21 protein-coding genes and 4 tRNA genes are annotated in these 21,891 nt (G+C 63.6%); 11 read left to right on the forward strand and 14 right to left on the reverse strand.

Translation table 11 applies throughout. The annotated features are described in order from the left end of the window. Positions 1–32: 32 nt before the first annotated feature. The 4 genes from JAB1_RS14935 (at position 33) to JAB1_RS14950 (ending at position 2,080) form a co-directional block, all read left to right on the forward strand. Positions 33–1,211, forward strand: coding sequence for a class I SAM-dependent methyltransferase (locus JAB1_RS14935; protein ID WP_070280459.1), 1,179 nt, complete (start codon positions 33–35; stop codon positions 1,209–1,211). Positions 1,212–1,267: 56 nt separating this feature from the next. Beyond that, positions 1,268–1,344 (forward strand) — tRNA-Met (locus JAB1_RS14940). Positions 1,345–1,431: 87 nt separating this feature from the next. After that, the gene (locus tag JAB1_RS14945) at positions 1,432–1,941 is read left to right on the forward strand and encodes a hypothetical protein (RefSeq protein WP_034787770.1); all 510 of its coding nucleotides are present in this window, start codon (positions 1,432–1,434) and stop codon (positions 1,939–1,941) included. Positions 1,942–2,003: 62 nt separating this feature from the next. After that, positions 2,004–2,080 (forward strand) — tRNA-Met (locus JAB1_RS14950). A gap of 77 nt (positions 2,081–2,157) precedes the next feature. Here the strand turns inward: JAB1_RS14950 and JAB1_RS14955 are convergent. Next, on the reverse strand, positions 2,158–2,724 hold the full coding sequence (locus tag JAB1_RS14955; protein ID WP_070280460.1) for a hypothetical protein: 567 nt from the start codon (positions 2,722–2,724) through the stop codon (positions 2,158–2,160). Between the two features lie 325 nt (positions 2,725–3,049). Here JAB1_RS14955 and JAB1_RS14960 point away from each other — a divergent pair, with 325 nt between their 5' ends. The 6 genes from JAB1_RS14960 to dbpA all read left to right on the forward strand — a co-directional run bounded on the left by JAB1_RS14960 (position 3,050) and on the right by dbpA (position 10,960). Further along, the gene (locus JAB1_RS14960) at positions 3,050–3,568 is read left to right on the forward strand and encodes a sigma-70 family RNA polymerase sigma factor (RefSeq protein ID WP_034778088.1); all 519 of its coding nucleotides are present in this window, start codon (positions 3,050–3,052) and stop codon (positions 3,566–3,568) included. A gap of 1 nt (position 3,569) precedes the next feature. Continuing rightward, a complete protein-coding gene (locus JAB1_RS14965) occupies positions 3,570–4,580 on the forward strand; it encodes a FecR domain-containing protein (protein WP_070280461.1) in 1,011 nt (336 codons plus the stop codon). Positions 4,581–4,681: 101 nt separating this feature from the next. Beyond that, the gene (locus tag JAB1_RS14970; protein WP_070280462.1) at positions 4,682–7,186 is read left to right on the forward strand and encodes a TonB-dependent receptor; all 2,505 of its coding nucleotides are present in this window, start codon (positions 4,682–4,684) and stop codon (positions 7,184–7,186) included. A gap of 116 nt (positions 7,187–7,302) precedes the next feature. Then, positions 7,303–8,967 carry an acid phosphatase gene (locus JAB1_RS14975; protein ID WP_070280463.1) on the forward strand — a complete coding sequence of 555 codons (1,665 nt, stop codon included), beginning with the start codon at positions 7,303–7,305 and terminating at the stop codon, positions 8,965–8,967. A gap of 217 nt (positions 8,968–9,184) precedes the next feature. Next, positions 9,185–9,421 (forward strand): hypothetical protein, encoded by a 237-nt coding sequence (locus JAB1_RS14980; RefSeq protein ID WP_070280464.1) that lies wholly within the window; start codon positions 9,185–9,187, stop codon positions 9,419–9,421. A 111-nt stretch (positions 9,422–9,532) separates the two neighbouring features. Further along, a complete protein-coding gene (dbpA, locus tag JAB1_RS14985) occupies positions 9,533–10,960 on the forward strand; it encodes an ATP-dependent RNA helicase DbpA (RefSeq protein ID WP_070253445.1) in 1,428 nt (475 codons plus the stop codon). Here dbpA and JAB1_RS14990 read toward each other — a convergent pair. From JAB1_RS14990 to JAB1_RS15005, 4 genes are all read right to left on the reverse strand, one after another. Then, positions 10,947–11,489, reverse strand: a complete 543-nt coding sequence (locus tag JAB1_RS14990) for a hypothetical protein (protein WP_070280465.1) — start codon at positions 11,487–11,489, stop codon at positions 10,947–10,949. The two genes, dbpA and JAB1_RS14990, sit on opposite strands and share 14 nt — an antisense overlap. Beyond that, positions 11,482–12,054 (reverse strand): hypothetical protein, encoded by a 573-nt coding sequence (locus JAB1_RS14995; RefSeq protein WP_139144567.1) that lies wholly within the window; start codon positions 12,052–12,054, stop codon positions 11,482–11,484. The genes JAB1_RS14990 and JAB1_RS14995 overlap by 8 nt, the downstream gene beginning before the upstream one ends. A 42-nt stretch (positions 12,055–12,096) precedes the next feature. Further along, positions 12,097–13,473, reverse strand: coding sequence for a cysteine--tRNA ligase (cysS, locus tag JAB1_RS15000; protein WP_070280467.1), 1,377 nt, complete (start codon positions 13,471–13,473; stop codon positions 12,097–12,099). Between the two features lie 238 nt (positions 13,474–13,711). Further along, the gene (locus tag JAB1_RS15005; RefSeq protein ID WP_034778072.1) at positions 13,712–14,863 is read right to left on the reverse strand and encodes an MFS transporter; all 1,152 of its coding nucleotides are present in this window, start codon (positions 14,861–14,863) and stop codon (positions 13,712–13,714) included. A 228-nt stretch (positions 14,864–15,091) separates the two neighbouring features. On the opposite strand from JAB1_RS15005, the gene JAB1_RS15010 reads away from it, so the two are divergent. Then, on the forward strand, positions 15,092–15,919 hold the full coding sequence (locus tag JAB1_RS15010; protein ID WP_070280468.1) for a helix-turn-helix transcriptional regulator: 828 nt from the start codon (positions 15,092–15,094) through the stop codon (positions 15,917–15,919). Between the two features lie 85 nt (positions 15,920–16,004). On the opposite strand, the gene aqpZ is transcribed toward JAB1_RS15010, so the two are convergent. From aqpZ to JAB1_RS15055, 9 genes are all read right to left on the reverse strand, one after another. Then, positions 16,005–16,694 carry an aquaporin Z gene (aqpZ, locus tag JAB1_RS15015; RefSeq protein ID WP_070280470.1) on the reverse strand — a complete coding sequence of 230 codons (690 nt, stop codon included), beginning with the start codon at positions 16,692–16,694 and terminating at the stop codon, positions 16,005–16,007. A gap of 224 nt (positions 16,695–16,918) precedes the next feature. Then, positions 16,919–17,329 carry a GNAT family N-acetyltransferase gene (locus JAB1_RS15020; protein ID WP_070280473.1) on the reverse strand — a complete coding sequence of 137 codons (411 nt, stop codon included), beginning with the start codon at positions 17,327–17,329 and terminating at the stop codon, positions 16,919–16,921. After that, on the reverse strand, positions 17,329–17,787 hold the full coding sequence (locus tag JAB1_RS15025; protein ID WP_175445070.1) for an Ivy family c-type lysozyme inhibitor: 459 nt from the start codon (positions 17,785–17,787) through the stop codon (positions 17,329–17,331). The genes JAB1_RS15020 and JAB1_RS15025 overlap by 1 nt, the downstream gene beginning before the upstream one ends. Positions 17,788–17,851: 64 nt before the next feature. Further along, a complete protein-coding gene (locus JAB1_RS15030) occupies positions 17,852–18,262 on the reverse strand; it encodes a hypothetical protein (protein ID WP_034778064.1) in 411 nt (136 codons plus the stop codon). A gap of 29 nt (positions 18,263–18,291) precedes the next feature. Then, on the reverse strand, positions 18,292–19,440 hold the full coding sequence (locus tag JAB1_RS15035; protein ID WP_070280477.1) for an amidase family protein: 1,149 nt from the start codon (positions 19,438–19,440) through the stop codon (positions 18,292–18,294). A 206-nt stretch (positions 19,441–19,646) separates the two neighbouring features. After that, on the reverse strand, positions 19,647–20,222 hold the full coding sequence (locus tag JAB1_RS15040; protein ID WP_034758247.1) for an elongation factor P: 576 nt from the start codon (positions 20,220–20,222) through the stop codon (positions 19,647–19,649). A 135-nt stretch (positions 20,223–20,357) separates the two neighbouring features. Then, entirely contained in the window at positions 20,358–21,527 is a 1,170-nt protein-coding gene (gene earP, locus JAB1_RS15045; RefSeq protein ID WP_070280479.1) for an elongation factor P maturation arginine rhamnosyltransferase EarP, read from the reverse strand. 95 nt (positions 21,528–21,622) lie between these two features. Beyond that, a tRNA-Glu gene (locus JAB1_RS15050) sits at positions 21,623–21,698 on the reverse strand. Positions 21,699–21,755: 57 nt separating this feature from the next. Further along, positions 21,756–21,831, reverse strand: a tRNA-Glu gene (locus JAB1_RS15055). Positions 21,832–21,891: the final 60 nt, after the last annotated feature.

Raw genomic sequence — 21,891 nt, forward strand, 5'->3', positions numbered from 1 at the left:
TGCCGCGCGCCACCTTCTATCGATTGAATCCCATGTCCGACACTTCTTCACCTACCGTTCATCCGCAGATCCACTGGAGCGAAAACGGCGCCGAGCATTCGGCCCGCTGGCGCTCGGAAAGCGGCATGCCGTCGCCCAAGCGCGTCGTCATCGCCGATGACCGCACGACGGCCGACCAGGCTTACCGCCTGGCCTGCGAAGGCACGGCCATGCTTTGGCGCGGCGACTTCCAGAACGCGCGCCAGCTGCTGCAGGCGCTGGCGCGGCGCGCCGACCACAAGAACGACAAACCGAGCAAGAAGGCCAAGGCCGCCAAGCTGACGAAACCCGAACCGTCCGCCACGGAAGCCTTCCACTTGCACCGCCAGGCCCAGTCGCAGCGCGCCCGTACCCTGGCCATGCTGCTGCTGCCTTTCGACGCCGACTACACGATTCCGCTGCGCCGCGCGCCGGACGTGAAACTGGCGTGCAATGAAGCGTATGGCCGCGGCGAAGAACCGTTTATCGCCTCGCTGCGTGAATTGCTGGGCCTGATCGGCGCGCACGAATGGCGCCGCACGGGCGTGGAACTGCCGGCCCTGGGCCAGCGCATCCACCCGCATTACGGCGTTTTCGCGCCGATCCGCGGCGAATACGTGGGCCTGCTGGCGGAAGCGCCGCTGCCTGCGCGCGCCAAGCTGGCCTTCGATATCGGCACCGGCACGGGCGTGCTGGCCGCCGTGCTGGCGCAGCGCGGCATTGAACGCATCGTCGCCACCGACCAGGACCCGCGCGCCCTGTCCTGCGCGCGCGAAAATCTGGCCCGCCTCGATTTGCTTGACAAGGTCGACGTGCTGCAAGCGGACCTGTTCCCCGCCGGCCGCGCGCCGCTCATCGTGTGCAATCCGCCCTGGCTGCCGGCGCGCCCAAGCTCGCCGATCGAATACGCCGTCTACGATCCGGACAGCCGCATGCTGCGCGGTTTCCTCGCCGGCCTGGCCGGGCACCTGGAAGCAAACGGCGAAGGCTGGCTGATTTTATCGGACCTGGCCGAGCACCTGGGCCTGCGCCCGCGCGCGCAATTGCTGGAGTGGATAGAACAGGCGGGCTTGAAAGTCATCGACCGCCTGGACGTGAAACCCACGCACCCGCGCGCGCAGGACGCCACCGACAGCCTGCACGCGGCCCGCTCGAAGGAAATCACCTCGCTGTGGCGCCTGGCGGCAGCGTAATCCAGGGTTTGAAACCCGGCCATTGCGCATTGCAGCAAACCCCGCTATAATTCGCCTGCGGGGTGGAGCAGTCTGGCAGCTCGTCGGGCTCATAACCCGAAGGTCACAGGTTCAAATCCTGTCCCCGCAACCAATATATGAAAGCCGCTGATTCTTGCAAAGGGATCAGCGGCTTTTTCATTCTCGCCCATTGTACAATCATGTTAAATTGAAACTTTAAATGTACAAGGGCCACGCCTTGAAAGCCTGCCGCACTGTCACCCTGCTTGCCGTCCTGTGCTTTTCCGCCACGGCACAAGCCCAATCCCAAGCGCAGCGGGATACCGAATATCTGCAAGAGTTCGTCGTTCCTTTGGCCAAGCTACAACTTGAAAAGCAAGGCCATTTCCTCCCGCTCGGCGCGGCCCTGAAGCAGGCCGACAAATTCGTCCTCATGCCCGCAAGCACAGCTGCGATGTCGCTACTGCCGGCCGACATCATCAAGCTGATACAGGAAGCCCTGGTGCAAGGCGCCGTCGACGGCGAATACAAGACAACCGCCCTCGTGTATGACGCCACCGTCCCCCTGCCCTCGTCCGGCAAACAATCAGATGCAATAGCCGTAGCGCTCGACCATCGCGATGGCTATTCAATCATCACCTTTCTGCCATACGAACTGCGCGGCAAGAAAGTCCATATGGGCACGCCGTTTACACGCCAGGGAACGGCCACGGTTTTCAAGCAACAGTAAGCGATGCGGCAGGCCTGACAAAGATCATTCCCGCAATGCAGCAAACTCGTATATAATTCGCCTGCGGGGTGGAGCAGTCTGGCAGCTCGTCGGGCTCATAACCCGAAGGTCACAGGTTCAAATCCTGTCCCCGCAACCAATACATAAAAACCGCTGACTCCCGCAAGGGATGCAGCGGTTTTTTCATTCATGCCTGCCGCCTGCCCTGTCCCGCCTTTACGCGGTGACGCTGGCCCTGATCTGCCTGGCCGCCGCGTGCAGGCTGGCCGCCACTCGTTCCAGCTTGTCGGCTCCCGCCGTTTCGGCCAGGGCGGCAAACGCGCTGATATGAAACGTGGCCACCATCGCCGGCGACACTTCGAGCTCCAGCGCCGTCTTGCTCAGTTCCGTCGACGCCTCGAGGTAAGGCTCGCTGCCCGCCTCGAAAGCCTGCTTCGTTTCCAGCAACTCCTGGCCGCCCTCCGCCTTGGCCAGGCAAGCATCGACCTTTTGCTGGAAGGCCGGCAAGGTATCGCGCACGGGGCCAGCATCCGGCGCCGCTTCCGGTTCCGGCTCCGCGGGTGCAGGCGCCGCTGCGGCCGGCTTGTCCGCCGCCGGCATGTCGCGCAAAGTCAGCCAGCGCTCGACGGCGAGGAAATCGGCGAACGGCTCGGCCACCTTCGGATTCATCAGCCAGACCTCGCCCGTGCGCCAGTCGATCCTGGCGCCGCGCTCGTTTCTCGCCAACAAAATATCCTTGCCGCCATCGGCATTCGACACCCGGCCGATGTCGAGCCAGTTCATCAACTCCGCCTGGCGCGACATCGCGTTGACCCGGTGAAAGTAGGCCAACCATAAGAATCTGGCGACCAGGAGAACCAGGGCACCGCCAACCATCCACATCATTTTTCGCTCCGCTCCGCACCACATCGACAGCCCGCATTTTCTCACATGAAAGCTTGCGCCAAGGAAACTTTTACATCTGCCGTGCGGCAGCGCAAATCCGCCGCCGCGCGCGGTCCGGACACGCAGTCGCATTTCAGCAACGCCGCGTTTTGCTGATTGCCGGGTGCGCGCCGCTACGCTATTATGAGAACAATTCTCATTTAGATTAAACCAGACTGTACGCATGCTGTCCGCCCCTTCCCCGCCATCCGATTTCCAGGCCCTGTATGCCGAGCACCACTCCTGGCTGCTGCACTGGCTGAAACGCCGCCTGCACGATGCGGGGCTGGCGGGCGACCTGGCGCAGGATACCTTCATCAAGATCTTCGTTGCGCGCAGCAGTGCCGGGATCGCGCAGCCGCGCCCTTTCCTGGCCACCATCGCCAAGCGCCTGCTGGCCAATCACTGCCGGCGCGAAGAGCTCGAACGGGCCTACCTCGACGCACTGCTACACCAGCCGCAAGCCTGCACGCCTTCGCCGGAAGCGATGTCCATCCTGCTCGAATCGCTGCAACGGGTCGACCGCGCGCTGGACCAGCTCTCCGCCAAGGCCAAGGCCGCCTTCCTGCTGGCCCACCTGGACGGCATGACCTATGCCGAGATCGCCGCCGAACTGGGCACCACCACGCATTCCGTCAAAAAATACCTGAGCAAGGCCAATCTGCTGTGCTTTTTTGCCGTGCCCGATTTTGCCGCGTCCTGACATGCGCGGCGCCACCGTCTACGCACAGGGCCAGCCCATCGACCTGGCGATCGCCATGCAGGCGGCCGAATGGCTGGCCACCCTGATGAGCGGCGCAACCACGCCGGCGGAAAAAACGGCCTGGCAGCAGTGGCGCCAGGCGCATCCCGACCATGAGCGGGCGTGGAAACACATCGAAAGCGTCAGCGGCGGCTTGCGCGAACTCGATGCGCAGGCCAGCCGCAAGGCGCTGACACAGCGCTCCCGCCTCGCCTCGCCGATCTCGCGCCGCAACAGCCTGCAGTTGCTGGCGTGGGTATCGGCCATCGGCCTTACGGGCTGGTTCGGCGCACGCTCGGAATATGCACCCGACATGGCCCGCGCCGCGCTGGCCGACCTGTCCACGGGCGTGGGTGAGCGCCGCGAGCTGACCCTGCCCGACGGCAGCCGTTTGCACCTGAACAGCGGCAGCGCCGTGAATATCCGCTTTAGCGGCACGCAGCGCCTGCTGCAATTGGTGCAGGGCGAAGTCTTCATCGCCACCGCCCGCGAAACAGGCATGCCCTACCGCCCCTTCCTCGTCGAAACCGCGCATGGCCAGGCGCAGGCGCTGGGCACGCGCTACTCGGTGCGCCAGGCCGGCGGCAGCACTCTCGTGTCTGTCGAGGAAGGCGCCGTCCGGCTGATGCCGCGCCATGGCGATGGCAATCTGCTCATCCGTGCAGGCCAGGGCGGCGGCATGACGGCGCGGCAGCTCTTGCCCGCGCACGCCGTCTCGCCCGACATCTGGGCCTGGCGCCAGGGCTTGCTGCTGGCCGACGCCATGCCGCTGCGCGACTTCCTGCATGAACTGAGCCGCTACCGCCATGGCTTGCTGGGCTGCGACGATGCCGTCGCCGGCCTGCGCATTTCCGGCGTCTTCCCGCTGGCCGACCTGGACGCCGTGCTGCTGTCGCTGCCCGACTCCCTGCCCGTCGATATCCGCCTGCGCACGCGCTACTGGGTGCAGGTCGAGGCGCGCCAGCAGCGTTGAACATTTATTTAGACGCCAACGAAAAAAAAGGTAGCCGCTTTCGATTCTCGCGTGACCTGTGTAGGCAACGTTCTTTTTGACGACTACACCACAAGGTAACCATGTCTCCTGCCATTCATTCCAAGCCGCGCATCAAGCGCATGGCGTATGCCATCCAACTCGTCTTCATCGGTTCGGCCCTGCTGCTGAACGCCCGGGCGCCCGCCATGGCGCAGGAAAGCGCGGCAGCGCCAGCGGCCAGCCAGAACATCCAGGATTTCCAGGTGCCGGCCGGCGACCTGGCGGCGGCGCTGCGCCAGGTCGCCAGCCAGTCCAGGGTCATCCTCAGTTTTACGCCGGAACAGACGCGCGGCAAGACATCCGCAGGCTTGAGCGGCCGCCACGACGTGCTGGCCGCCCTGAACGGCGTGCTGCGCGGCACGGGCCTGAAGGCCGAGCGCAGCGCCAACGGCAGCTTTGTCCTGCGTCCGGCCGATGCCGCGGCGGGCGGCGAAGCGCTGTCGATGATGCCGGAAGTGTCAGTCAAGGCGCAGCAGGATGCCACCGAAGGCTCGGGCGCGTATGTCTCCACCCTATCGATCGCCACGGCCACGCCACTGGGCCTGTCGATCCGGGAAACGCCGCAGTCGGTCAGCGTCATCACGCAGCAGCGCATGCAGGACCAGGGCCTGAACACCATCGCGCAAGTGATGGCGCAAACGCCGGGCATCACCCTGTTCTCGCTGGGCAGCGAACGCTCCGGCTTTACTTCGCGCGGCTATGCGATCACCAATTACCAGCTCGATGGCGTCAGCACGCATTCGGAAAACCTGGGCCTCAATGCGATACCGTCGCAAAGCCTGGCCGACATGGCGCTGTACGACCGCATCGAAGTATTGCGCGGCGCCTCGGGCCTGATGACGGGCGCGGGCGACGCCTCGGGCGCCATCAACATGGTGCGCAAGAAGCCAACGGCGCAGTTCCAGGCGTCCGTCGAGGGCGAGCTGGGTTCCTACGATGAACGGCGCGCCATGGCCGACATCGCGGGTCCGCTGAACGAGGCGCGCACCGTGCGCGGCCGCCTGGTGACGCTGTACGAGGAAGGCGACGGTATCATCGACGGCTACAGCCGCGACAAGAAAGTGGTGTATGGCGTGATCGAAGCGGACCTGTCCGCCGATACGAAGCTGACAGCCGGCATCACGCACCAGCGCAAGCGCTCGAACGGATCCTTGTCCTACCTGGGCTTTCCCCTGTTCTACAGCAATGGCGCGATGACCAAGCTGCCCCGCTCCTTCAGCCCGGCGGCCAAGTCGAATCGCTTCGGCACCAATTCGACCGACCTCTTCGCCACCCTGGAACACGCGCTGGCAAACGACTGGAAGCTGAAAATCTCGGCCAACCGCGTGCAGTCTTCGCAGGAAGAGCGCTCCGTGTTCATGAACGTGAGTACCGCCTTTGCCGACCAGGCCACGGGCGATGGCCTGCGCATGAGCGCCGACTACCGCGACTACCAGTTGCAGGTCAACAGCGTGGACGTCAATGTGCGCGGACCGTTCAACGCGTTCGGCCGCCAGCACGAACTGGTGCTGGGCATGGACTACAACGAATTCCAAAGCACGACGGATGGCCGCCGCGACAAGGACATCCAGGGCGCTCCCGTCAACCTGTACCGCTGGAATCGCATGGCAACGCCCGTGTTTGGCAATACCTTCGTCACCTATGACAGCACGCGCCGCCAGGCCAGCGCCTACGCAGCCAGCCGCCTCAGCCTCTCCGAGCGCCTGAAACTGATCGCCGGCGCAAAAGTACTGCGCTACAGCGAAAATTACATCTCGGACGCGCCTGAGGCGCAATTTTTCAGCGCATCCCCGGCATCGGACAGCAGCGTCTTCACGCCATACGGCGGCCTGGTATACGACATCGACGCCACGCACAGCGCCTACGCCAGCTACTCCACCATCTACCAGCCGCAAGCCTCGCAAGACCGCTACGGCAAGCTGCTGGCGCCGCGCGAAGGCAAGACCTATGAAGCGGGTGTCAAGAGCGGCTGGTTCGATGGCCGCCTGAACACGTCCGCCGCGCTGTATCTGATCCGCCAGAAAAACCTGGCTGAAACGGACCCGGGCCACACCCTGCCCGGCTCCAACGATCCGGCGTTCCGCACCATCAAGGGCGCAGATACCAAGGGCATCGACCTGGAAGCGACGGGCGCCCTCACGCCAAACTGGAATGTGGCCGCGTCCTGGTCGTACAGCCAGACGGAAAATGCGGAGGGCAAGGCGATCCAGACCACCTTCCCGCGCCACCTGGTGAAACTGTGGACCACGTACCGCCTGCCCGGCGAGCTAAATCGCCTGACCATCGGCGGCGGCATGAACTGGCAAAGCCGCGTGTATTCCGACATCGACGCGTGGCAGATCAACAGTACCCTGCACTGGGAACAGAAGGCGTACTCGGTGGCCAGCCTGATGGCGCGCTACGACGTCAGCGACAAGCTCTCTGCCACCGTGAACGTGGCCAACCTGTTCGACAAGCAGTACACGGCTTCCGTGTCGGACTGGTGGTACTCGGGCATGTATGGCCCGGCGCGCAAGGTGTCGCTGAAGGTGCGTTATCAGTTCTAAGAGCGGCTGAATAGTTCACAGGGGCGCGGAGCCGGTGATACAATTTTCCCGCTTCACGGGCGTTGCCGGCGATTGCCGCCAACGCCCGTGCCCATAGAGACACCCAAGGAGAATGTGTGAAGGACCTCGCCCCCGCCCTGCCAGCCGATCCGGCCGACCAACCCGCCAATCCCTCGCGCCGGCGCATTTTCCAGGCCGCTTCCGCAGTCGGCCTGGCCGCCAGCATGCCGGCATTGGCCGACGCCGCGCCAGCCAGGAAGACCATCGCCAAAGGCTCGCTCGACGCGAAACTCAAGGCGCACGTCAAGAACGTGGTCGTGATCTACCTGGAAAATCGCAGCTTCAACAACCTGTTCGCCAACTTCCCCGGCACCAGCGCCCCCCTGTCCGCCGTCACGGCCGAACAGGCGCAGCAGCTGGACCGCGACGGCAAGCCGCTGGCTACCCTGCCGAAAATCTGGGGCGGCCTGGTGCCGAACCAGCAAAATATCGGCGGCATCGATTACCTGATCAAGGAAGACCAGATTTCCGGCCTGCCGAACGCACCCTACAAATTGAGCGATGCGGCCGGCAAGCCCCTGCCCGAGAGCATCATCACGCGCGACCTCGTGCACCGCTTCTATAACAACCAGATGCAGATCAACGGCGGCAAGAACGACGGCTTTGCCGCATGGGCCGACAGCGGCGGCCTGGTGATGGGCCATTACGGCGAAACGTCGAAAAACCTGAACCTGTGGCAGATCGCCGAACAGTACACACTGTGCGACAATTTCTTCATGGCGGCCTTCGGCGGCTCCTACATGAACCACCAGTTCCTCGTCACGGGCCGGGCCAACGAATACTTCAACGCGGCCGAGACGGCGGCAAAGAAAAAGATCGCCGTGCTGTCCGACGGCCCGCAAGGCGTGCGCCTGGCGATCTCGCCCGACTGCCCCGCCTCCGCGCTCGACGGCAAGCCGAAATACGTCAATGACGGCGCCCTCACGCCGGACGGCTATGCCGTCAACACCATGGCACCGCCATACCAGCCCAGCTATATCCGCCCCGCCTTCGACGGCGACCCGCTGCACGCCGATCCGGCCGACGCGAATACCCTGCCGCCGCAAACCTACGACACCATCGGCGACCTGCTGTCGCGCAAGGGCGTCAGCTGGGCCTGGTATGGCGGCGGCTGGCAAGCGGCGCTCGACCACAAGGGCGGCGGCAGCAAGCCGAATTTCCAGTTCCACCACCAGCCGCTGAACTACTTCAAGCAGTTCGCACCCGGCACCGCCGCGCGCGCCGAACACCTGCGCGACGGCGGCACGGGCGACAGCCCGATTTCGAACAAATTCCTCGCCGCCGCCGTGGCGGGCAAGCTGCCGGCCGTGACCTTCTACAAGCCGCAGGGCAACCTGAACCTGCACGCGGGCTATTCGGACATCGAGTCGGGCGACCAGCACGTGGCCAACGTCATCCAGCATCTGAAGGAGTCGCCGCAGTGGAAAGACATGATCGTGGTGATCACGTTCGATGAAAACGGCGGCTGGTGGGACCACGTGGCGCCGCCGAAAGGCGACCGCTGGGGTCCTGGCACGCGCATTCCCGCCATCGTCGTTTCGCCATACGCGAAAAAAGGCGCCGTCGACCACAGTTTCTACGACACCACGTCGATCCTGCGCCTGATCACGCGCCTGCACGACTTGCCGCTGCTCGAAGGCCTGAAAGTGCGCAATGACGCCTTTGCGTCACGCGGCGCGCTGCCGCCGGGCGACTTGACGGGCGCCCTGAGCTTTCGCTGACACAACAACAGCGCATCCCACAATGCGGCACGCCTGTGATACACTGCGTGCCGCACTTTAATCCGCAGGTCTGCTTTTCCTGCCGATGATATTCACAATGAGCCCGACTCCTGTAGCCGGGCTTTTGTTTTGTGGATGAAGTTAAAGCGTATGGACATAGGCGGACAGCATGCTGCCCGCCCCTTGGCCTTCGCAGGCCAGGGACAGAGGTTATCAAATGAGAGATAAAAAAGACAACGCCACCATCGACTTGCCCGGTTTCGGCCCGCCGCCAGCGCACGATGCGCCAGAGCCGGCGCCGGAGCCACAGCGCCGCGCGCGCCCGCGCAAACTGGCGCTGAAGCAAGTGCAGCTCGAATTGCTGGAGCCGACCGACGCCACGGGCCTGCCCGTGTGGACGCGCGACGCCGGCCTGGATCTCACCGGCTTGCCCATCTGGGCGCCCGACAATTAATACCACACGCGGGCGGCCGTTTGCCGCCAGCTTCCACACCACCATCCGCACAAGGGCGTAGAACGCCTGTAGACTGTGCCCATCCACCCGCTTTTTACCGGCTCCGCCCCTATGAACACCACCACTGACACCACCACTTCCTTTGCCAGCCTGCCGCTGACGCCCGCCTTCCTGGCCAACCTGGACTCGCTCGGCTACCACGAGATGACCACCATCCAGGCGCAAAGCCTGCCGGCGGTGCTCGACGGCCGCGACCTGATCGCCCAGGCCAAGACGGGCAGCGGCAAGACCGCCGCCTTCGGCATCGGCATCCTGCACAAGCTCAATCCGGCCTGGTTTGCCGTGCAGGGACTGGTGCTGTGCCCCACGCGCGAACTGGCCGACCAGGTGGCCAATGAGCTGCGCCGCCTGGCCCGCGCGGCTGGCAACATCAAGATCCTGACCCTGACGGGCGGCGCGCCGATGCGTCCGCAAATCGCTTCGCTGGAACACGGCGCCCATATCGTCGTCGGCACGCCGGGCCGCCTGCGCGACCATCTGGGCCGCGGCACCATCAACCTGAATCACGTGCAGACGCTGGTGCTCGATGAAGCGGACCGCATGACGGACATGGGCTTTTACGAGGAAATCGCCGGCATCGTCAGCGCCTGCCCGGCGCGCCGCCAGACCCTGCTGTTCTCGGCCACGTATCCGGAAGACATCCGCCGCGCCACGGCCTCGTTCCTCGTCAATCCGCTGGAAGTGACGGTCGAGGCGCAGCACGACAACGACAAGATCGAGCAGCGCTTCTATGAAATCGGCTTCGACGAGCGCAACAGCGCCGTCGGCAAGCTATTGAAACACTTCAAGCCGGAATCGACCCTGGCCTTCTGCAATACCAAGGTGCATTGCCGCGAACTGGCCGAGGAACTGCGCCAGCAAGGCTTTTCCGCGCTGGCCCTGTACGGCGAGCTGGAACAGCGCGAGCGCGATGAAATCCTGGTGCTGTTCGCCAACCGCAGCTGCTCCGTGCTGGTCGCCACCGACGTGGCCGCGCGCGGCCTCGATATTTCCGACCTGGGCGCCGTGATCAACGTCGACGTGTCGAAGGACACGGAAGTGCACATCCACCGCATCGGCCGCACTGGCCGCGGCAGCAAGAAGGGCCTGGCCCTGTCGCTGTGCGCGCCGAACGAGAAAAAATGGGTCAAGCTGATCGAGCAGTACCAGAACAGCGCCGCCGAATGGCACGACCTGAAGGAACTGGCGGAAGATGACGGGATGGAGGCGCTGCCGGCGCCGATGGTCACCCTGTGCATCATGGGCGGCAAGAAGGACAAGCTGCGTCCGGGCGACTTGCTGGGCGCGCTGACGGGCGACGCTGGCCTCACCAAAGAGCAGGTGGGCAAGATCAACGTGTTCGAGTTCATGACCTACGTGGCGCTGGACCGCAAGGTGGCAGAAGCGGCCTTCAAGCGCCTGAACGCGGGCAATACCCTGGGCCGCGACTTCGGCAACATCAAGGGCCGCAGCTTCAAGATGCGCTTTATCGAGGCGTAAGCTGCTGCAATGCACGCAGGGCCGCCATGGCCCTGCGTCCCGGATAGTCTTGCCACACGGGGTAGCGCCTGCGGTAGTAGCAGTTCCAGTAGCTGATGCTGCGCCGCTCCAGGGTGGCCACATATGCGGGGTTCTCCCGCAGGTAGCGCGCCAGCGCCTGCGCATTCCAGGCCGGCAGCGCCGCCCCGATTCTCTCGACGATCTCCAGCACGTATTCACCGCACAGGTGCACGACGAACGGCACCGTCCACGCCCGCTCCTGCAGCAACAGCTGCCTGACACACGCTTCGCGCAGATGGCCATCGTGGTGGCGCGTGCCCAGGCACAGGGCGATCACGCCCGCGTCGCCGGGCAGCTGCGTACAGGCCAGCAATCGCTGGCGCTCGTAATACGTGCGCGTCGGGATCAGCAAGGCCTCGCCATCCTGGCATACTGCAAATGGCGGGTGTGCCCGGCTACTCCCCAGCGCGGGCAATAGCCGCGCCACAGTGCCGGCCAGCGCCGCCGGAAAGGCATCCGCTTCAGCCATCGCTTCCCTCCCGGCACACCTTGCGCACGCCCAGCGCCGGCTTGTCCATCTTTTCAAAGATCACATTCGAATACCATGCGGCAGGATCGCCTTCGGTGGGCTTGCCCAACGAAATATAAAAACCGTCATGTGTGAACAGGGCCGTGGTTTCCTTGCCTGGCCTTGCGGTCTTCAAAAAGGCCGGCCAGGCCGCCTTGTCGACAGGCGCAAACCGCGCGGCCAGCAGCGCCAGCAAACGCGCATGCGAGGCCGGTGCATACGGGAACAGATACAGGTACTCGATCAGTTCGCCGCCGTCCGCCAGGCGCGTGACGGCGGATGTCGCCGCATCCACTTCACCGCCAAAACTGCACAGCACTCCGCCGCTGTAGGCGAAATCGATGACGGTCGCCGGCGCACACGCCTGCCGTTCGCGGTCCACAGCGGCGGGCGGCAGCGCGCGCACCTGCGCCAGCAGCGCCTCGCTCGATGTAGCCAGCGCGGGAAAACCGGGGCAGGCGCTGGCCGCCTGGACGGAGTTCGACAAGGCAAGGCAAAAACTCAATAGCAGCAAACGACGCTTCACGGCATCTCCAGTTTCATCAGGCGGCCATTATGCAGGACATCTTCACAAAGGCCGCGCCTGTTGCCCTTGCGGCGTATCGTCGATGCCATAACCGACCGCGCGCGCCAGGTCGCGCAAGCGGTCCGCCTCGGCCCACTGGCGCTGCGCGCGGGCGATAGCCCGTTCCGCCATCCACGCCTGCACCTGCTGCGGCACTGCCACCTGCGCCGGCTGCCAGGCCAGCAGATCGAGCCCCAGGGCCGCATCGAAGCGGGCCATGGTGGCCTTTTTCACGGCGTCCGGCAGCCCGCTTTTCAGCAGCTCCCAGGCCACGGCCAGCGCGCGCGGGTAGTTCAGGTCATCGTTGACGCAGCTCATGAAACGCTCATGCCATACGGGATCGGCCTGTCCCTGCGCCGCGCCCAGCGCATGCACGGCAGAGCGCAAGCGCGCCAGGCCGCTGGCGGCGGCACGCAGCGCATCGTCCGTGAAATTGAGGCTGCTGCGGTAGTGGGCGCCCAGGCACAGGTAGCGGTAGGCCAGCGGATCGACGCCCTGCTCCACCAGGCCTTGCAAACGCAAGAAGTCGCCCGAGGATTTCGACATCTTCGCATCCTGGGTCTTGAGGAACGCGCCATGCAGCCAGAAATTGGCCAGGCGCGTGCCGTGGCGCGCTTCCGTTTGCGCGATCTCGTTGCTGTGATGGACGGCCACGTGGTCTTCACCGCCGCAATGGATGTCGAAATACGCGCCCAGGTGTTTTTCCGCCATCGCCGAGCACTCGATATGCCAGCCAGGGAAACCCAGGCCCCAGGGGCTGTCCCACTCCATTTGCCGCTGGCCCGGCACGCCGCTGAACTTCCACAGCGCGAAATCGCAGATCTCGCGCTTCTCGCCCAGCTCCACCCTCTTCCCCGCCTGCAGGCCGTCGCGGTTCAGGCGCGCCAGTTTTCCATAGCTGTCCTGGCGCGTCGTGTCAAAATAAATGCCGTCGTCCGTGCGGTAGGTATAGCCCTTCGCTCCCAGGTCGAGGATGAATGCGATCTGCTCCGCGATGTGATCCGTGGCGCGGCACCAGACGGTGGGCGGCAGGATATTCAGCGCGCGCAGATCGCCCTCGAACGCGTGTGTGAATTCGGCGGCGATATCCCAGGCCGACTTGCCGCTACGGGCGCTGCGCGCCTCGATCTTGTCGTCGCCGCTGTCCGCATCCGACGTCAGATGGCCCACGTCCGTGATGTTCATCACGTGGCGCACCTGCAAGCCGTTAAATTCAAGCGCCCGGCGCAAGCCGTCGACGAACAGATAGGTGCGCAGGTTGCCGATGTGCGCGTAATCGTAGACGGTGGGGCCGCACGCGTACATACCGGCATGGCCAGGGACGATGGTCTCGAAGGGCCGCAGGCTGCGGCTATACGTGTCGTACAAATGAAGTGTCATGCGGGACTTTCATGCGCGTTGCGGAAAAAGAAAATGGCCACAGGTTTTTCAACACTGTGGCCATCGGAATGAGGAGTAAAAAGTTTAACGGCGCCGGGCCGCATCCTCGCGAAGCCAGGTACACGGACACAGCGCAGCGGCGGCGCGGTATGCAAGGACTGGATGGAGGATGGAAGAGTTCATGAAGAGAATATCGCATGCGCGCGGGCGGGCCGTCAAGCCCTCCCGCGACGCTGGCCTACTTTTTCGCCTGCTCGATATGCGGCAGCAGCACCGTTAATATGCCCAGCAGCGGCAGGTAGGAGCAGATTTTATACACATAGGCGATGCCCGACACGTCGGCCAGGTGGCCCATTGCCGCGGCCGCGATGCCCGACACGCCAAACATCAGGCCAAAGAAGATCCCCGCGATCATGCCCACCTTGCCCGGCACCAGTTCCTGCGCGAAGACAACGATGGCGGAAAACGCGGATGAAATCACGAAACCGATGATCACCGTTAATACAGCCGTCCAGAACAGGTCGACATATGGCAGCAGCAGGGTAAATGGCGCGGCGCCCAGGATGGAAATCCAGATCACGCGCTTGCGGCCGATGCGGTCGCCGATGGGGCCGCCCATGAAGGTGCCGGCCGCCACGGCGGCGAGGAACAGGAACAGGTACAGCTGGGCATCGCCGAGCGACAGGTGGAACTTGTCGATCAGGTAAAAGGTGTAGTAGCTCGACAGGCTGGCCATGTAGATGTATTTGGAAAACACCAGCAGGGCCAGCACGCCCAGCGCACCCATCACCTTGTTGCGCGACAAGTTAGGTCCATGGCCGCCCGCCTTCGGCTTGAAGCTGGCCAGGTGGCCACTATACCAGTGGCTGACCTTGTACAACACGCCGATGGCCAGCACGGCGAGCAGGCTGAACCAGGCGACATTTCCGTGGCCACGGTTCACGATGACGGCCGCCGCCAGCAGCGGGCCCAGGGCGGAGCCGACGTTGCCGCCCACCTGGAACAGCGACTGGGCAAAGCCGTAGCGTCCGCCCGACGCCATGCGGGCCACGCGCGACGCTTCCGGGTGGAAGGTCGACGAGCCGACGCCGATCAGGCCCGAGGCGATCAGCAGGGTCGGGAAAGTCGAGACGATGGACAGCATCAGCACGCCCGCCAGGGTAAAGCACATGCCAACGGGCAACAAGAATGGTAGCGGACGGCGGTCCGTGTACAAGCCGATCCAGGGTTGCAGCAACGATGCCGTGCACTGGAACGTCAAGGTTATAAGGCCGACCTGGGTAAAACTGAGTGAAAACTCGGCTTTCAGCATCGGATAAATCGACGGCAATAATGCCTGGATCAAGTCATTGAGCAAATGCACGAAGGCGACGGCGCCCAGGATGTGCATGGCCAGACCGGATTGTTGTTGGGAACTGTGAAGCGAGGGAGCCGCCGGCACGGGCTTGGCCAGTGCTGGGGCAGGTGTGGTTGTGTGCATGTGTCATCCGCAATAATCGGGCACGGCAGGCGGCCCGGCAAAGAAGCCAGTATAGTATGGTCACTGAACTGACAACTTCCAATAATCGTCGCCCAAGTGACAACTAAGTGACAATCAGGTGACAATCCAACGACCCACATGTACACCAACCACCCCGCCCAGACCCACCCCGATGGCGTGCCGTTCAGCCGCAGCACCAGCTCGCACGATTACCAGCACGTGCCGCGCCCCGTGACGGCCATGTCCAGGCAATACGTGGCGGGCGACTACACGGCGCCGCACAGCCATGTGCGGGCGCAGCTGCTGTATGCGACGGAAGGCGTGATGCGCGTCTCCACCGGACACGGCGTGTGGATCCTGCCGCCGCGGCGCGCCCTGCTGATCCCCGTGGGCGTCGTGCATGAAGTTCACATCTTGAGCGAACTGAGCATGCGCACCGTGTACATCGATGCGCAGGTAGCGGCCCAATATGGCGCCGATTGCAAGGTACTGGAAGTGAGCCGGCTGTTGCGCGAGCTGATCCTGGCCTTGCTGGCCGAACCGATCGAATATGCGCTGGCGGGACGCGGTGACTGGCTAGCGCATTTGATCCTGTCGGAATTGGCGGGGGCCGATACCGTCCCCCTTGCCATCCCCTGGCCGCGCGACCGCCGCCTGGTGGCCGTCTGCTCGGCCATCATGAGCGCGCCCGGCAGCCGGCGCAGCATCGAGGACTGGGCGCAGGACGCGGGCGCCAGCGCGCGCACCCTGATCCGTTTATTCCCCAAGGAAACGGGCTTGCATTACCGCCAATGGCTGCAGCAAGTCCACCTGGCCGAGGCCTTCTGCCGCCTGGACCGGGGTGAAGGCGTGGCGGCCATCGCCTATGCGCTGGGCTACGCCAGCCCCAGCGCCTTCAGCGCCATGTTCCGCCGCATCCTGGGCCGCACGCCGCAACATTACCTGAGCGAGTGGCGCGGCGCGTAGGTCGGCTTAGCGTGGCAAGGCCGCGCGCAAGCCGACAAGCTGCGCTGCCGGCATTGTCGGCTTACGCCCTGCGGGCTAAGCCGACCTACTCTTTTTCGCCCGCAATCAAGCGGTAGGCCAGCGCGCCCAGCAAGGCGCCGATAATCGGTGCCAGCCAGAACAGCCACAGCTGGCTGATCGCCCAATCGCCCACGTACAGGGCCACGCCCGTGCTGCGGGCCGGATTGACGGAGGTATTGGTGACGGGAATGCTGATCAGGTGGATCAGGGTCAGCGCCAGGCCGATCGGCAGCGGAGCGAAGCCGGCCGGCGCGCGCTTGTCGGTGGCGCCCAGGATGACGATCAGGAAGAACATCGTCAGCACGATTTCAATGACCAGCGCCGACAGCATCGAATAGCCGCCCGGCGAATGGGCGCCAAAGCCGTTCGAGGCAAAGCCCTTGCTGACATCGAAACCGGCCTGGCCGCTGGCGATCACGTACAGCACGCCGCCGGCCACGATGGCGCCCAGCACTTGCGCAATGATGTATGGCAACAGTTGATTGGCGGGGAAGCGGCCGCCGGCCCACAGGCCGATCGAGACGGCAGGATTCAGGTGGCAGCCCGAGATGTGGCCGATGGCGTAAGCCATGGTCAGCACCGTCAGGCCAAAGGCCAGCGCTACGCCGGCAAAGCCGATGCCAAGGCCGGGAAAGGCAGCGGCCAGCACGGCGCTGCCGCAACCGCCCAGGACCAACCAGAACGTGCCGAGAAATTCGGCGCCATATTGTTTCATGATGTATTCCTTTAAAGTGACGAGAAAACGTGCCAGGGACGACCAATCGGACCGCTCACCACCTTTGCCCCGCCAGGTAGCGACGGCAAAGCACAGCACCAGCAACGCACCGCTGCGTAAGCTGCAGAGCGCGCATAATGACATGATGTCATTATCAATGCAACATTATTGCGTACAATAATGTTAATAGCTCTCTTGACACCTAAAGGTTGTTTTGATAATTCTCACGCCGCAGGACGACGCATATACTTGTGTGGCGCCTCCAGCGGCGCAAAACCAAAGCTTGCATACAAGCCGTGCGCGTCATCGGTCCCCAGCATCCAGGCGACATCGCGCACACGCGCATCGCCGAGCGCGGCGGCCACGATCTGCTTGCCATAGCCGCGCCCCTGGTATGGCGGCAGCACAAACACGTCGCGCAGGTAGGCAAAATCCGTGTAATCGGTGATGACCCTGGCGAACGCCACTTGCTGGCCATCCACATAGCCGCCGAAACACAGCGCGTTGGCGATGCCCTTGCGCACCGTTTCGATCGCCACGCCGCGCTTCCAGTACGATTGCTCGCTCAGGTAGCGGTGGATCATGTCCACGTCCAGCTCGCCGCGTTCGCTGGAAATGCGCAGTGGCGCGTGCATCAGTTCTTGAACAACAGGTCGGCTTCGGCGATGCTGGGTTCGCCGAAGTAAACGGTGCGCAGGCCGCCCTTGCCATCGCTGCCCATATACACGCCCGTCATGCTGCGCTCGGCCGGGTCGTACAGGATGGAGTAGCGGTGGCCGCAATTGTGCGGTTCGCAGACACTGCTCAGCAGGCGCGCCTTGCCGTCGATCTCGACGGGCTTGAGCGGGCTGGCCACGCCATCCGGCACCCAGCGCTGCCGCTTCAGGCCAGCTTTTTTCAAGCCCACATTGAAGGCCTTGCGAAACGCGTAGTCCGCCTTGTAGACGTCCGGGAAGTACGGGCAGGTGTGGCCGCCGTCGCAGCTTTGCGCCTGCTCGATCAGCGACAGCCTAGGCGTACGCGCGTGCGCCGGCAGCGTGGCCAGCGCCACGGCGGCACCGAGGAACAGGGGGAACAGCAAACGTGCTGACATGCAATCTCCTAAAAGCATCATGTAATGCCGGCAGCATAGCAGAATGGCATGCTTGCGCACCGCCTCAGGGAGAACAGCGGATACCGACGACCCCGTTGACCTTGCCTTCCGGCCAGCCCGTCTCGCGCCAGCGGTACACGCCGGGCGCGACGATGATCAATTGCCATTCCACCAGCTTGCCAGCGGCATTGAGGCGGGTTTCATTGTCATAGCGTAAAGTCAGGCTGTGCTCCGTTTCCGCCACCACCGTCGCGGCAAAGCGGTTGGTTTCACCCAGCTTGCTTTTCCACGTACGGTCGTTGAAGATCGCCAGCCGCTGATGATCGTCAGACAGCTGCATGCGCGTAAAGTGCCGCGCTTCTTCGCAAACACTGTTCGTATTGACGCTGTCGGACCAGCTGCCAGACAATTGCGCGGCGTCAAAAGGAGTCGGGGTGGCGGTCACGGCCGCACTCAGCAGCAAGGTTGCAAGCATAGTTTATCGAAAGAAAACGAAAAGAAAATTCATGGCTGGCGCAGCGCCAGGGTGATGCTCGACGGCAGCGCGGGCGTGCGCCGGTGCAAAGTCGCCTGCTCATACGCATAGGCCATCGCAATGAGCTGCATGTCGCCGTGGGCCGGACCGATGAAGGACAAGCCGACCGGCGAGCCCCCGGCCACGCCGGCCGGCACCGTGATATGCGGCAAGGCCGCCGGCGCCTGCGATACGCCATGGCAGGTAGGCCCCACCAGCGCATCGAGCCCATGCGAGCCCAGCAATGCTTCGATGCCGCCAGTCCCGGGCGCGGGCGGCATCTCGATCAGTTCCGCGCCCTGGTCGCGCAGTACCAGCAGCGCCTGCCCGATCACGGCATCGGTCCCCGCGCACAGGCCGAACAGGCTGCGCGCCACGCCGATGCGGCGCCCATGCAAGCCGGCCGCATCGAGCACCACGCCATCGGCCAGGCGCTCGCCCCTCAGGGCGGCGAACAGCCAGGCCGCCTCGCGCACGCTGGGAGCCATCGGCCCGGCCATGGCTGGCTCGCCGCCCTGCCCGCCAGCGGCCCTGCCCGTGGGCTTGATGGCGACCAGGCCGCAGTCTGAAGCAGGCGCGACGATGGAGCCGTCCGCAGCGCTGTCGACGGCCAGGATGGTCAGCCCGGCCCAGCTGGCAGTGGCATGCGGCACGCTGACGGCAGCCCACTGGCGCAAATTGCTTTTGCCGATGATGACGGCGCCGGCCGCGCGCAAGCGCGCCGCCACAAAGGAATCGCAGCTGGCCTGCGTGGCTTGGGGGGCTTGCGTGCGCGTCTTCATGCGGTCGCCCGTGGCGATATTGTCGCGCAAGACGACGGGAATGCCATGCAAGGGGCCGCGCACCTTGTGCACCTGCCGCTCGCGGTCCATTTCCAGGGCAATTTTCAACGCATCGGGATTGATTTCAATGCCGGGATAGGTGCGCGCGCCGATGCTGCACAGGGAGCGGATGCGCCCCAGGTACTGCGACGTCAGGGCATGGGAGCTGAGTTTGCCTGCCTGCATCATTTGCTGTTGCGGCAAGACGCCGGCATCGAGCAGATGGGCCATGGGGCTGGCGGGCGCCGAGGCACGGGCCAGCACGGGACGCGCCACGCCCCGGGACGCGCCACTGCGTAACATCTGACTGCGCTGCATGCTATCTCCAGGAAACTTCAATGTTTCTACCGCAATAATGTTCTAGCCATAGCATAGCAGTCCCTGCAACACAATTGTTGTTGAAGGGAATTATTTTTTAAGCAAAAAAAACGCTGCCCGAAGGCAGCGTTTCTTGATCATCCAGCACTGGAGCAAGCCAGGCCGGCATATGCCGGGCCATGCGAGCGGCGCAGTGCAACGATCTATCAGTTGCGTACGACACGCTTGTATTCGTTGGTACGGGTGTCGATTTCGATAACGTCGTCCTGTGCCACGAACAGCGGCACTTGCACGGTGTGGCGGTGCGCGTCGATAGCGTTTTCGATCTTGGCTTCTTTCAGGACGTTGCCCGACGTGTTGCCCTTGACCGCTGGCTCCGAGTACACCACTTGACGGGCGATGGTCGTCGGCAGTTCAACGGAGATCGCTTTGCCGTCGTAGAAAATGGCTTCGCATTCCATGCCATCTTTCAGGTAGTTCAGCGCTTCGCCCAGGTTTTCTTCTTCGATTTCGTACTGGTTGTACTCGGTGTCCATGAAAACGAACAGCGGGTCGGCGAAGTACGAATACGTCACTGGCTTTTTATCCAGAACAACAACGTCGAACTTGTCGTCGCCGCGGAACACGTTTTCCATCGGAGTGTTCGTCAGAAGATTTTTCATCTTCCATTTGTAGGTGAAGCCCGTGCGGCTCGAACCGTTGACATCAGAACGCAACACGATCATTGGCTTGCTGTCGACCATGATGATATTGCCAACACGAATTTCTTTTGCGGGTTTCATAGGAATGTACGTAAAAAGTGGGTTGCATGAAGACCATCTGCCGCCTGTGCGCCATCAGCGCCGCAAGCTTGCGTTTGATCGGTTAAAAATACGTTAGAAATAACCGGGCATTTTACCTTAATTTTGAGCAAGCGCCTATCTCGTCGCGCCAGCGAACGCCAGCAGCTTACTTGCCAGATCGCCATTAGCCTGCATCTGCCGCTGCCAGTCCTGCGCGCGCACCCTGATGCGCGGCAGATCGGCCTGCAATGCGGGCCACAGCTGCGACCACGGCAAGGCGTCCGCGCTGGCGCCATTCCAGGCCAGCGCCGCCTGCACCAGGCTGTCGATGGCGCCGTCCGCATCTGCCGCATAGCGCTGCAGGAAGGCGCGCAATTTCACGTGATGCAAGTTTTCATCCTGCAGATAGATATGCCAGAGAAACGGCTGGCCGGCCCATTGCGCGCGCACGAAGGAATCCTCGCCGCGCACGAAATTGACGTCGCAGGCCCACAGCAGGCGGTCGTAATCGTCTTGCGGCACGAAAGGCAGCACGCGCACGGTGAGCGCGCCGCGCGTGCGCACCGCACCAGATACCGCCGCATCATCGCCGATAAACACCTGAACGGCATCGATCGCGACGCCTTCCGGCACCAGGCACGTCATGGGTTCGCTCCCTGCCTGCCAGGCCGCAAACAGCTCGGCGACGGGAGCGGACGGGTAGCAGAACAGCGATATTTTCAAGGCGGACATTTCCGCCGCCGTCACGCCGAATTGACTCAGGAATGCCGCCATGGCGGGTGCATCGGCCTGGAACGCCAGCCTTTTCTCATCCAGCGCCGCTTCGCGCAGCAAGCCGCCCGTCTTGTTCGTGAAGCCGGGAAAGAAGAAATGCTTGATCATGCCGTGGCGCGGCGACGTCAGCGCGTGGCAGCCCTCGACCCACTCTTCCGCGGTCAAGCCTTCCAGGTTCAGCCACACGGGATGCGGCGCGCACTGCGCCATGGCGCTGATATAGCCGGGCGGAATGTCGCAGGCAAAGAATTCGATGACGATGTCGGCCACGTCGCCGGGCACGAACGCGCCATCCTGGCCGCGCCAATGGCGCACCATGACGCCGGAGACGTGCTGCGCTTCGGCCGCCACGTCGATTTCCGGGCAAATGCGCTGGAAACTCGGCAAATCATCGACCCACAGGGTGACGGCCACGGCATGCTCGCCGCTCAACTGCCGCGCCAGGCGCCAGCAAATGCCGATATCGCCGTAGTTATCGACGACTTTGCAGAAGATGGCCAGGGATGGTGCGCGATCGGTAGGAAGTGGCATATTGAACGGAAAGAGAAAAACGTGGGCATGGCGACCCATAACAAAAAAGCCGCGCTGTTACCAGGCGGCTTTTTTGTTGGCTGATTCAGCCGGTCTGGCGTCCCCAAGGGGATTCGAACCCCTGTACTCACCGTGAAAGGGTGATGTCCTAGGCCTCTAGACGATGGGGACAGAAAATCTGTCCTGGATGCGCTGCTTTGCATCCCGACCTGTTACTACTTGCGAATCTGGCGTCCCCAAGGGGATTCGAACCCCTGTACTCACCGTGAAAGGGTGATGTCCTAGGCCTCTAGACGATGGGGACAGAAATCTGTCCTGAATGCACTACTTTGCATCCTGACCCGGTACTGCAGCAATATGGCAG

This window comes from Janthinobacterium sp. MP5059B (assembly GCF_001758645.1).
Taxonomy (GTDB): domain Bacteria; phylum Pseudomonadota; class Gammaproteobacteria; order Burkholderiales; family Burkholderiaceae_D; genus Janthinobacterium; species Janthinobacterium lividum.